A 12,244-nucleotide genomic window follows, 5' to 3' on the forward strand; every position below is an offset into this window, starting at 1 on the left:
GAATACGCCCGCGCCAGCAGCCGCCGGCTCTTCTGGTGGCGGCTGCGCGCCCACCGTCTCGCCGTGCTCTCGCTCGTGTTCCTCGTCACCGCCTACCTCGTCGCGGCCACGGCCGAATTCGTCGCGCCGACAGGCGTTGCCACGCGCGACACACGCCACATCTTCATGCCGCCGCAGCCGATCCATCTCTTCCACGAGGGTCGGTTCGTCGGGCCCTTCGTCTACGCGATGAACGGTTCGCTCGACATGGACACGCTGCAGCGCCGCTATGTGCAGGACCGCTCGGCGCCGATGCCGCTCCGGTTCTTCTGCCGAGGCGAGCCCTACCGCTTCTGGGGTCTCTGGGAGGGAGATCGCCACCTCTACTGCGCGCCGAAAGGCGGCACGGCCTTTCTTCTCGGGTCGGACCGCCTTGGGCGCGACATGGCCTCGCGGCTGGTGCATGGAGCAAGGATCTCGCTGACGATCGGGCTTCTCGGCGTCACGCTGACGCTCGCACTCGGCCTGCTGTTCGGAGGCATCGCGGGCTACCTCGGCGGCTGGGCCGACTTCTGGCTCGGGCGCGTGACGGAGATCCTGCGCTCGCTGCCCCATCTGCCGATCTGGCTCGCGTTGTCCGCGGCGCTCCCCGTGACCATGAGCCCGCTTCTGGTCTACTTCGCGATCACCGGCATCCTCGCGTTCCTGGAATGGCCGGGACTGGCGCGCGCCGTGCGGTCGAAGCTTCTGTCCCTGCGCGAGGAGGATTTCGTCGCCGCCGCCGAGATGATGGGGGCGGGTCCGACGCGCATCATCGCGCGCCATCTCCTGCCCAACTTCATGAGCCATATCGTGGTTTCGGCGGCGCTCGCGATCCCTTCGATGATCCTGGCCGAGACGGCCTTAAGCTTCCTCAATCTCGGTCTTCGCGCCCCGATCACGAGTTGGGGCGTGCTCCTGACGGAAGCCCAGAACATCGAGGCGGTGGTGCTGTATCCCTGGCTGCTTTTGCCCATGGCGCCCGTCATGGCGACGGTTCTCGCCTTCTCGTTCCTTGGCGACGGGCTGCGCGACGCGCTGGATCCCTTGTCGGACTGACGGGACGGCTTAAAGCCAAGACGTGGCGTCTTCGGAGAGAAGGCCGTAGAGGGCGGTGGTGTGGTGGGTTCCCCGCAGGGTGAAGTGCCCGACCTCGCGCCATTGCGGCGCATGGGCTCCCGCGATGTCTTCCGTCGCGAGCACCGGCACACCGAGGCGCTTCGTTTCCTTCTCGATCCGCTCTGCCTCGTTGACGGCCGGCCCGATCACGGAGAAGGAGAGGCGCTGGCGGATGCCGATATTGCCGAGCCGTACCTCGCCGACGCAAAGCGCGATGCCGAAATCGAACTCGATCTCGCCCGCTTCACGACGCCTGACATTGATCTCGCGGCGCGCGCTTCGGGCCGCGCGCGCGGCCTCGACGCCCTGCCGGATCGCGTCCTGCTGCGTGAGCTTGTCCTCTTGGATCGGGAAGACGGCCAGCACCGCATCGCCGATGAAGGCGAGGATCTCGCCCCCCGCTTCCATCGCGGCGTGGCCGGAACACTCGAAGTAGTCGTTGAGAAGCGAGAGGTAACGATCCTCGCCGAGGTCTTCCGCAAGGCCGGTCGAATTTCTGAGATCGGAATACCAGACCAGCGCCCGGACCTGACTGCCGCTTCCCAGACGGATGTGACCGCCCAAGACCTCGCGCGCGATGGTGGGTCCAAGATACGTGTCGGCAACGCTCGTGATGAGGCGGGGATAGATGCCGAGCTTACAGGCGAGCGCCATGTAGCGCTGGAGCTGCTGCAGGATCTCCACTACAGTGTCGTGGAAGCCGCCGGGCGCGCGGGTGGCCCAGGTCACGTAGAGGCCGAGATCGTCCTCGCGCAGCGGCAGCACGGATCGGCCCATGAACATCTCGGTGCGAAGGCCGATGAGATCGGTGAAACCGTCGCTCCGCAGTTCCTCGTAGAGGTCGAAGGGAAGGGCGCCGGTCACGTCGAGCCGGCCCCTCAGGAAGGTCGCGCCGTTATCCAGCATCCACTTGATGGGGCTGCGGAGATATTCGGGCGACGATTCCTCCTGATGAAGAAAGCGCTTGGTGTCGATGCCCCGTCCTACGGTCCAGAGCACCGTTTCCGCCTCGAAGAGGGGATGAAGGGTCGACCAGGTCATGCGGCACCGGTCGATCGGGACGCCGACGCGATTGAGCTTGTGCGCCAGGCCCTCCAGCATCGACTCCAGGGGCTTTTCCGCGAGCGCCTGATGCAGGAGCCAGTCGCCGATCTCGAGGATCTTGGTAGTGTTGAGCACCATCGCGGTTTCTATGCTTCCGCTTCGCGGCGCAAGGCCGAGAGCATGATCTCGAGCCCCGGCCGTCCGGCGACGACGCCCGGTCTCAATGCCTGCATCTCGCGCAAGATCTGCGCGAGGTCGCTGTCGCGGCGCTTGTGGGAATGGTGGAACAGAACGAGGTGCTCGATACCGGCATAGGTGGCCAGTCGCACGCCTTCCTCGTAACTCGAATGCCCGTAGCCCGCGTAGGTCTGCATCTCGGCATCGGTGAAGGTGGTGTCGAAGACGAGGACGTCCGCACCGCTCAAGAAGCCTTCCAGCGCGGCGTCTCGCTTGCCCGGCCGATGTTCGTGGTCCGTCGCGTAGACCATGGACCGCCCGGCTGACACGACACGATAGGCGACGGCGCCGTTGGGGTGGTGGAGTTCGTGCGTCGTGATTTCGATCCCGGGGCCGGGACGCAAGAGATCCCCCGGCCGGAAGGTCACGTAGTCGATGTCGGCCTTGAACTTCTCCAGGCCGACCGGGTGGAACGGCGGGCGCAGGAAATCCGCCAGGAGTTCGCGGCAACTGCGGCCGTCCTGCATGTGGCCGGCATGGATCCGGATGCGGCAGCCGGGATGGTAGAAGGGGGCGAAATAGGGCAGCCCGATGACGTGATCGTAGTGGGCGTGCCCGAGGAAAAGGTCGATCTCGCGCTGGTCCGATGCCATGATCCGGTTGCCGAGATCGACGATGCCGGTGCCGGCATCGAAGACGAGCATCCGTCCTTCCGCTTCGATCGAGACGCAGCAGGTCCGCGCGCCGAACTGGGAAGGGTCGTCGGGAGCGAAGGGAAGCGTTCCCCGTGCGCCCCAAACGACCATGCGCATTCCGTCCTCGGCAGTCCTCACGGCGTCACGTGAGCTGCGCTGCCGCGGCGCGCGCCGATACGAGTTCGGCCGACGTTCGATTCAATCGCATCGCCATTTCCCGAAGCATGACGCGCGCCATGGACGGGAAGGCGTCCATCATGTCCGACAGGCATTCCTTCCCCATGCGCAGCGTCGCGAGATCACCCGCCGCCCGCACCGTGGCGGTCCTCGGGATGTCGCAAAGAATGCCGATCTCGCCAACGACCTCGTTCGGCCCGAGGCGGGCCAGCTCGATCTCGCCGATCGGCGATTCGGCCACCACGATCGCTTCGCCCGACAGGATGAGATAGGCGCTGTCGCCGACGTCGCCCTGGTGGAACAGCGCGTCGCCGCCGGAAAAGCGCATGACCTGCGAAGTGAAGGCCACAAGCTTCAGACGGCTGAGTGCCACCCCTTGGAACAGCGGCGCCCGACGAAGAACTTCCACTTCATCGACAAGAAGACTCATGATGGCTGCTCCGGGGCGTCCTCGAAGTCATTGCGCCTTGGCAGGAAAGGATAGGCCGACGCGGCGCTGATCGGCAAGACTGTCACTTGTGACCTGTCCACGTTCGAAACGCACGATGCGGTCGAAAAGTTCTTCGTCCACGGGCGCCGAGGGTACCCAGAACATGCCGAACGGACGCTGCGGGTCGCGCGACTGTTCGAGAACCGCCCTGAGGATGCGTGCCTGCGTGTCGGCGTCGAGCGACGACAGGCAACGATTGGCGATGAGGTAGTCCGGTGTCTTCAGGAGAGCGCGTGCCAGGGTCAGCTTCTGCTGCTGACCGAGACTGAGCCGCTTGGCGCCGGCGCCCACATCGAACTCGAGCGCCGTGCGCAGCAGGACGGAGCCGAGATCGAACGCGCCGATCGTCTCGGCGAGAAGTGCATCGATCATGGCGCTCGTCTTGGGCGTCGCGTTGGCCACGCGGCCGAAGACGATGTTGTCCTGAAGCGTCGCGGCCGAGTTGAAGTGCTCGGGATCGTAGAACACGACGCTCTCACGCACCATCGCGGACGCCGTCGCATGGAAGATGTCGCGGGCCTCGATCACCTGCGCGCGAAGCCCGTCATCCACGAGGCCGAGGCGGTAGCGGGGCTCGACATAGGCAAGCGCCAGCCGGATGAGAGCGCCACGGTCCTCGCTCGTCTCGGCGGGGCGCCCCGTCATTCCCAACCGCATCACGAGCTGCCGGTAGAAGTCGATGTCCTCGGCCTTGATGATGTCCATGCGGCGCAGCAGCGGATCGTCCGCGCTGAGTTCGCCGAACATTTCCACGAGGGTCACCGCGATCTTGCGTCCCATTTCGACCAGGGTCCGGTCGAGGCCGGTCTGTTCCAGAACGCGTCGGGCATCCGAGCGAACAAGGAGGCGGGTGGCGACGAGTTCGTCCTCGCGAGACGCGCCGAAGACGAGGTTCTCCAAAAGCGTCGCATGGCTGATGAACGCGGCCGGGTCGAAGCGTTCCACGACCGCTTCCAGGCCTGCTTCCCGAAGCCGTTCGGCAAACTGTCTGCGCGCCCGGACCACCTTCGATCTCGCTTGGCCGGTAAGCTGCGCGGGGACGCGACCGGAGAGACCGATGCGCGTCATGTCGCGGCTCAACTCCACGGTCGCCACGACCTCTTCGATCCGCCTGATCTCGCCGTCCGGCTCCGCCGGCAGGACCATCCGATCCACCCAGTCCGCGCCGGCGTCGAGCACCATGTTGCCCGAAGCCTTCGCCTCCATTCGGGTCTGCGCTTCCGTGCGCGTCCGGGGCTCGGCGGCGTCCTCCAGCGGATAGTGCATCAGCGGATAGAGCAGGGCCTCGAGAAGGGTCGAGCGCGGGTAGTAGGGCGCGGCCTCGGCATAAGCGAGGCGGCGTCCGGTTACGGATTCCGGCCAGGCCGCTAGGGGGCGGTTCGAGAGCGTGATCGCGCCCGAGGCGAGGGGAGCGAGGCCCGCGAGCGCTTCCGCGACGCTCTCGGCGCCCTCACCGAGCGGCCCCACCGCGACCATGCGCTGTTGGAGCGGCAGTTCGAGCGTGATCCCGCTCGCAAGCGTCGCGCCGGTATCGTCGCGGATCGTCGCGTCGATCAGGTGGAACCCGCTTTCCAGGGTTTCGGGGCTGGTCCTGCCGGCGGCCTGCGTCGCCGGGTCGAGCAGGCCGTCGATCTCGAACTGCTGGGCGACCTGTTCGTACTTCACGTCGACGTCGAGGCGCATCAGGTCCCAGTCGATGAGGTCTTTGAGCGGTGCGGGCAGCTCGCGATAGGCCGCGATCACCGCGACGAGTTCGCCGATGTCGATCTGGCCGCGGATCGCGAAATATCCGCCGAACATGTAGAAGATGAACGGTGTCGCCTGCGAGAGGAAGTTGTTCAGGAACTTGACGAAGAACTTCCACTGGTAGATGTCGAAGCGGATCAGGAAGATGCGCCCGAGCTGCTCGGAGATGCGGGCCCGCACGATGTTGGACGTGTCGTTTGTGCGGATCGTCGGCATGCTCTCGATGATCTCGCCGACCGAGCCGGCCAGCCGCCGGGCGGTCAGCTGCCGCTCGCGGCCCAGCACCAGCAGCCGGCGGCGCATGCGCGGGATCAGCAGCGCCTGGAAGGCCGTCACCGCGAAGGCGACGGCGCCGAGCGTCCAGCTCTGGAGGAAGATGAAGATCATCGCCGTCAGGATCTGGCTGGCGAGGTAGAGCGGCTGCACGAAGGCGTCGCCGATGAAGCCGCCGATCGGCTCCAGCTCGTCCTTGATCATCGAGGCGACTTCGGCCGGCCGCACCCGCCGGAACTGCCGGATGGGAAAGCGCAGGACGCGGTCCACCATCTCGTAGCGCATGCGGCGCAGCATGCGCTCGCCGAGGCGCCCCTTGTAGGTGTTCAGATAGAACTTGAAGGCCCCGTTCACGATCACGAAGAGCAGGAACAGGGACGACAGGACGAACAGCGCCTCCAGCCGCTCGAACGGCGTGCCGTCCAGAAGCACGAGTTCGTCCGGACCACCGAAGAAGCCGGGGAGCGGGATCGTGAGCCGGAAGTAGTCCACGGTCGATCCGGGCGACCCGAAGCCGTCGCCCTGGATCGGGCCGTTGATGATGAGCTTGGGCAGGTTCAGCGACAGGAAGAACGGAATGATGGACAGGATGACCACCACCAGCATCCAGATCTGGTCGCGGCGCGTGTGGCGCCAGATGTAGCGATACAGGGAGGTCGCCATGGGATGCGCTGCTGCTTCGAAAGGCTTGGTGGATTTCGTGGGCAGGAGCGCAGGAAGCTCGGCGTCCGTCAAGACGGGCGGAATGCGGACCGCGGCGGCGCTTCCCGAGGCGCTCGAACCCTTGTGGACGCGATCCGCGTCAGGTAGGTTTTCCACTCGATGATCTCGGCGAATGGGCTATGCCAATCGACTTGATGGCGGCTCGCCCTCCGCTTTTCTTCTACGCTCCGCTGAAGTCGCCGGACGATCCCGTACCCTCGGGGGATCGCACGGTTGCGCGTCTTCTCATGTCGGGCCTACGGTCCGCCGGCTTCGACCCGCGTGTAGCCAGCACATTCCGGGCGTTCTCGCGCGATGGAGGCGACCAGACCGAGATCCTCGATCGCGGTCGCCGGGAAGCCGAGCGGCTTGTCGAGGCGGTCGCGAACCTGCCGCGCGAGCGACGTCCCCGCCTTTGGTTCACCTATCACAGCTACTACAAGGCGCCCGACCTCCTCGGGCCGACGGTCTCGCGCGCGCTCGACATCCCCTATGTCCTCGCGGAAGCCTCGCATGCCGAAAAGCGGCGGCATGGGCCCTACGCCCGGTTGCACGAGGCCTCGGCCGTCGCGGCGAGGGCGGCCGATCTCCATCTCGTCCTCAACCGACGCGACGGGCCGGGTCTTGCCGCGCTTCGAGGGGGCGACGCGGGTCTCGCCCATCTGCCTCCCTTCGTCGCGGGTGCGGCGACGACGGCACCGGCGCCCCTGTCGTCGACAGGCCCCTTGCGGCTCGTCGCCGTCGCCATGATGCGGCCGCCCGACAAGCTGCAATCGTATCGTCTGCTGGCGGAGGCGCTCACTGAGGTCGACGCCGACTGGTCGCTGGAGATCTGCGGGGACGGCACCGCGCGCACCATGGTCGAGGCCGCATTCGCGCCCTGGCCCGAACGCGTGCGCTTCCACGGGCTCGTCACCGATCCCGATCGGCTCAACGACGTCTACCGCTCCGCCGATCTTCTGGTGTGGCCAGGTTTCAACGAGGCATTCGGCATGTCCTATCTCGAGGCGGCCAGGCACGGCCGACCCGCTCTTGCGATGCGCTATGGCGGCGTTTGCGAAGTCGTGGAGCACGGCGTTTCCGGTCTCCTCGTGGACGCCGGGGACTGCACGGGTTTCGCCGAAGGTCTGAGCCGCCTTGCCGACGACCGGGCGCTTCTTCGGCGCCTTGGGGAAGGCGCGCGCGCGCGGGCAACGGGGCGACACGGTTTCGAGGAGGCGGTTGGTCGATTGTCGGCGGCGCTTCGGCCTCTTCTGCGGGCAGGGACGGTGTCGTGCGCGTCCTGATCGCGGTCACCCATCTCCTGGGCGTCGGCCATCTCGCGCGCGCCGCTCAACTGGCCCGGGGGCTGGTCGTCCGCGGACACGAGGTGTGCCTTGCGACCGGCGGTCGACCTGTGCCCCACCTCGATCTCAAGGGCGTCGACGTCGTGCAACTCCCGGCCGTGCATTGCCGGGATGCGGATTTCCGAACGCTCTGGACGGACGCGGGGACGGTTCTCGACGATGCGGGAAAGGCGGCGCGGCGCGATGCGCTTCTCGCCGCCTTCCGTCGCTTCGTGCCGGACGTGGTGGTGACCGAAACCTATCCCTTCGGCCGCCGCTCTCTGCGCGGCGAGTTCGAGGCACTGGTGCGGGCAGTCTGGGAGCGTCCCGATCGCCCCGCGCTCCTTGCCTCGATCCGGGACATCCTGAACCCGCCGTCGCGCGCGGCGAAAGCGGCGGAGGCCGACGCCGTGGTTGCGGGGTACTACGACGGCGTCCTGGTTCACGGCGATCCGGCCGCCGTCCCTTTGGAGGCGTCCTGGCCGGTCGGCGAGCGACTGGGGTCGCGCCTGCGCTACACCGGCTACATCACGGACGGAGCTTCCGGCGACAAGCCGCAGGAGCGGACGGATGAGATCATCGTCTCGGGCGGCGGAGGGACGGCGGGTCTTCCCCTGTTCGAAGCCGCCGTCGCGGCCTCGCATCTCGACGCAGATGGTTTGAGCTGGCGCGTCCTCGTCGGTCACGGCGTGCCGGACGACGCGTTCCGGCATCTGGCGGAACGAGCCCATCCGCGCCTCGTGGTGGAACGCGCCCGACGTGACTTCCGCGCGCTCCTCTCGCGGGCCGCTGTTTCCGTCAGCCAAAGCGGGTACAACACGGTCCTCGATCTCGCAGCGGCCGGAACGCCCGCCGTTCTGGTGCCCTTCGAAGAAGCGGGCGAGCGCGAGCAGGCTCTCCGGGCGGCGCGGCTCGCGGCATCCGGCCTCGCCGTGCTCCTGCCGGCACGCGAGTTGGCGCCGCAGACGCTTCTGCGTGCCGTCGACGCGGCGCGTTCGCTGCCGGTCGATGCCGCGCCCGCGATCGATACCGCGGGCGTTGCGCGAAGCGTCGCGCTGATACGGGAAGCCGGTACGCGGGCGCAGGAGGTCCGGGCAGCCTGGGCTGCCCTCGACCGGCAGCTCGAAACGCTAGCGGAAGGCGGGCGGCCGGCTACGGTCTGGTGGCGAGACGACGACGCGGCCGAGCCGACGGAGGCGCTGGACCGCTTGCTCGACCTGCGCGCGCGCCTCGGCATGCCGCTGGCGCTTGCGATCAGCCCGCGGCTCGCCACCGACAGGCTGGCAGCCCGGTTGCGCCGCGAGGGAGACGATCTCGCTGTACTCGTCCACGGCATCGAGCATGCCAACCATGCGCCGACGGGCATGAAGAGCTGCGAACTCGGGTTTCGGCCCATCGGGGACCTTCTGACTGCGCTGACGGACGGTCTCGAAGATCTGCGGACGCGCTTCGGCGCTCGGGTGCTGCCGGTTCTCGTGCCGCCCTGGAACCGGATCGATGCCGCCCTCGTCCCGGAGCTGTCCGCGATCGGCTATCGCGGTCTTTCGACCTTCGGTCCGCGCGCCGGCGCCGCCCTGGATGGGCTGTGCATCGTCAACACGCATTGCGACCCGATCGCCTGGCGGCAGGGCCGCGGGCTGGCCGACGAGGTGGACATTCTGACGAAGCTTGTCCGCGATCTCGGGCGCGAGGAGTCGATCGGCCTCCTGACGCACCACCTCGTCCATGACGATCGGATCTGGCACTTCACGGAGACGCTGTTGTCCCGCCTTGCCGTTCATCCCGGAATCCGTTGGATGCGCACGGATGCCGTGTTTGCGGCCGCAATACCAGACGAGGGGACAAGGGCATGAGCCAGGAAGCGAACGCGGCGGCGATCGCGCTCGGGCGGTTGATCACGGAACGACGCGCGCGCGTCGCCGTGATCGGGCTCGGTTATGTCGGGTTGCCGCTGGCGCTGGCGTTGTGCCGTGCGGGTTTCCCCGTGCTCGGCTTCGACATCGACGAGCGTCGCGTCGCGCTGCTCAATCGGGGCGAGAGCGGTATCCGGCACATCGCGGCGGATGCGATCCGAACGGCGCTCGATGAAGACCGCTTCGAGGCCACCGCGGACTTCGCCCGGCTCGGCGAGGCGGATGCGATCCTGATCTGCGTGCCGACCCCGCTGACGCGCCAGCGCGAGCCGGACCTGTCCTTCGTCGAGCTTGCCAGCCGTCAGATCGCCAGGACCCTGCGGCCCGGACAGCTCGTGGTGCTGGAATCGACGACCTGGCCGGGGACCACGGAGGAGTTCGTGCGGCCCATTCTCGAAGAGGGTGGCGCGCGCTCGGGCGAAACCTTCTTCCTCGCCTTCTCGCCCGAGCGCGAAGACCCCGGCAATCCGAACTACGGAACGCGCGACATTCCCAAGATCGTCGGCGGCGACGGAGCGGATGCGCTGCGGCTGGCCGAGGCGCTCTACGGTGCGGCGATGGCGTCCACGGTGCCCGTATCGAGCCCGGCCGTGGCGGAAGCGGTGAAGCTCACCGAGAACATCTTCCGGTCGGTCAACATCGCGCTCGTCAACGAGTTGAAGGTCGTCTACGGCGCGATGGGCATCGACGTCTGGGACGTCATCGCCGCGGCGTCGACCAAGCCCTTCGGCTTCATGCCGTTCCAGCCCGGGCCGGGCCTCGGAGGGCACTGCATTCCCATCGATCCGTTCTACCTCGCCTGGAAGGCACGCGAGTTCGAGGTTCCCACGCGGTTCATCGAACTGGCCGGGGAGATCAACACGGCCATGCCCCGCCACGTGGTGGATCGCCTGGCCGAAGCGCTGGATCGCCGCTTCGGTCTCGGCCTCAACGGCGCCCGCATTCTCGTGCTCGGCGTTGCCTACAAGCGCAATGTCGAGGACACGCGCGAAAGCGCTTCGTTCCGGCTGATCGAGCTGTTGGAGGACCGGGGCGCGCAGACAAGCTACCACGACCCGCATGTGCCCGAGATCGGCCCGACCCGGGAGCACGCGCAGTTGGCGGGGCGTCGGTCGATCGACCTGAGCGCAGACGCGATCGCGGGCTTCGACGCCATCCTGATCGCGACCGACCACGACGACGTCGACTACGCGCTCGTGGCGCGCCACATGCGACTCGGTCTCGACACGCGCAACGTCTTCGCCAAGCGGAACCTCGACCTCACGCGCGTCGTCAAGGCGTGAGTTCGACGTCCATCAGGCTGTCGTGGAGAAGGCGCTTCAGCGTCGTGATTCCGCCGTCGAGTGAGAATTGATCGACGAGCGTGGCGAACGCGGCCGCGCCCAGACGCTCTCGCGCATCCGGATCGGCGATCAGTTCGGCCAGCACAGCGGCCAGCGCGGCGGCATCGCCGGGGGGGACGAGACGACCGTTCGCGCCGTCCGTGACGAATTCCGGCACGCCCGCGTAGTTCGTCGAGGCGATTGCGAGTTTCTGCGATGCGGCCTCCATCAGGACGTTCGGTAGGCCGTCGCGGTCGCCGCCATCCCCCTCGCGGCAGGCGAGCACGAAGAGATCGGCCTCGCGCAGTGCCTTCACCACGCCGTCCTGCGGCTGCGAGCCCTTCCATTCGATGCGACCGGCGATGCCCAGCCGTTCCGCCTGTGCCTTGAGCTGATCCTTCAATTCGCCCGACCCGATATGGACGAGGCGCCAGTGTCGGTCCGCGGGCAGCATCGCGAGCGCGTCGAGGAGGTCCGAGAAGCCCTTCTTCGCCACCATCCGCCCGACGCTCACGAGGTGGATGGGATCTTGAGGATCATGGCCGTCGCGCCGCGCGGTTCGCTGGGGGGGCGGTGGGAAGCGCGTCAGATCCAGCCCGTGATAGGCGAGCCGAACCCGGCCGGGGTCGTCCGTCGGGGACAGGCGCATGAGCTCTGCGTAGCCCTGCCGTGTGCACGTTACGCCCCAGCGGCTCGCGGCGATCTTCTCGCGTCTTTCCCACTCCGGGGTCGTCCAGATATCCTTCGCATGCGCCGAAAAGCTCCAGGTGCCGTTGCGTAGCAGCGCGGCGTATCGAGCGACCGAAGCGGGCGTGTGGAGGAAGTGCACGTAGAGATGCGCGAGCTCGGGATCGAGTTCGCGCGCCAGGACCAGCGCCTGTCCGAGCCGGCGCATGCGATTGGGCGTCGGATCGCGCCGCAGGTCGCGCAGGGCCGTGGACAGGAACGCACCCCAACCCGGCAGCTGCCGCGCATGGAGAAGGCCTGCGAGCACCCGCCGCGGCGCCTGGTAGAGATATTCCGGGAGGTAGTGAAGCCGCGCCCGTATGCGTTTGTGAAGCTCGTGGCGCGCGCTGTCGGTCGGTCGGCGCAACGACCAGATCTCGACGAGGAAACCTGCCTCCTCCAGAGCCAGGATTTCCTGCGCGATGAAGGTCTCGGAAAGGCGAGGGTACCCCTTCACCACGATCGGAAGGCGACGGGCGGCCGGGCCGTGCGTATCCGGCCTCGTTCGAATGTCCAT

Annotated in this window: 9 protein-coding genes; 4 read left to right on the forward strand and 5 right to left on the reverse strand. The window is 67.4% G+C overall.

Annotation, left to right across the window (positions count from 1 at the left end; all coding sequences use genetic code 11):
• The coding region (locus AUL34_RS12630; RefSeq protein ID WP_061934334.1) for an ABC transporter permease at positions 1-1,077 on the forward strand (1,077 nt) is incomplete at its 5' end.
• 9 nt (positions 1,078-1,086) lie between these two features.
• Here the strand turns inward: AUL34_RS12630 and AUL34_RS12635 are convergent.
• The 4 genes from AUL34_RS12635 to AUL34_RS12650 are packed head-to-tail and all read right to left on the reverse strand — an operon-like array spanning position 1,087 to position 6,402.
• Positions 1,087-2,319: an adenylate/guanylate cyclase domain-containing protein gene (locus tag AUL34_RS12635; protein ID WP_061934336.1), complete on the reverse strand. Its 1,233-nt coding sequence runs from the start codon at positions 2,317-2,319 to the stop codon at positions 1,087-1,089.
• 8 nt (positions 2,320-2,327) lie between these two features.
• Positions 2,328-3,170, reverse strand: a complete 843-nt coding sequence (locus AUL34_RS12640; RefSeq protein WP_061934338.1) for an MBL fold metallo-hydrolase — start codon at positions 3,168-3,170, stop codon at positions 2,328-2,330.
• A gap of 25 nt (positions 3,171-3,195) precedes the next feature.
• Positions 3,196-3,660 (reverse strand): cyclic nucleotide-binding domain-containing protein, encoded by a 465-nt coding sequence (locus AUL34_RS12645; protein ID WP_061934340.1) that lies wholly within the window; start codon positions 3,658-3,660, stop codon positions 3,196-3,198.
• A gap of 27 nt (positions 3,661-3,687) precedes the next feature.
• The gene (locus tag AUL34_RS12650) at positions 3,688-6,402 is read right to left on the reverse strand and encodes an ABC transporter transmembrane domain-containing protein (RefSeq protein WP_156420913.1); all 2,715 of its coding nucleotides are present in this window, start codon (positions 6,400-6,402) and stop codon (positions 3,688-3,690) included.
• A 179-nt stretch (positions 6,403-6,581) separates the two neighbouring features.
• Here AUL34_RS12650 and AUL34_RS12655 point away from each other — a divergent pair, with 179 nt between their 5' ends.
• From AUL34_RS12655 to AUL34_RS12665, 3 genes are read left to right on the forward strand one after another with little or no spacing between them, the layout of a single operon-like run.
• On the forward strand, positions 6,582-7,727 hold the full coding sequence (locus AUL34_RS12655) for a glycosyltransferase family 4 protein (RefSeq protein ID WP_061934344.1): 1,146 nt from the start codon (positions 6,582-6,584) through the stop codon (positions 7,725-7,727).
• Positions 7,715-9,619: a glycosyltransferase gene (locus AUL34_RS12660; protein ID WP_061934347.1), complete on the forward strand. Its 1,905-nt coding sequence runs from the start codon at positions 7,715-7,717 to the stop codon at positions 9,617-9,619. The genes AUL34_RS12655 and AUL34_RS12660 overlap by 13 nt, the downstream gene beginning before the upstream one ends.
• A complete protein-coding gene (locus tag AUL34_RS12665; protein ID WP_061934348.1) occupies positions 9,616-10,962 on the forward strand; it encodes a nucleotide sugar dehydrogenase in 1,347 nt (448 codons plus the stop codon). The genes AUL34_RS12660 and AUL34_RS12665 overlap by 4 nt, the downstream gene beginning before the upstream one ends.
• On the opposite strand, the gene AUL34_RS12670 is transcribed toward AUL34_RS12665, so the two are convergent.
• Positions 10,952-12,244: a glycosyltransferase gene (locus AUL34_RS12670; RefSeq protein ID WP_061934489.1), complete on the reverse strand. Its 1,293-nt coding sequence runs from the start codon at positions 12,242-12,244 to the stop codon at positions 10,952-10,954. The two genes, AUL34_RS12665 and AUL34_RS12670, sit on opposite strands and share 11 nt — an antisense overlap.

Source organism: Aureimonas sp. AU22, from assembly GCF_001463745.1.
In the GTDB taxonomy this organism is placed as follows: Bacteria; Pseudomonadota; Alphaproteobacteria; order Rhizobiales; family Rhizobiaceae; genus Aureimonas.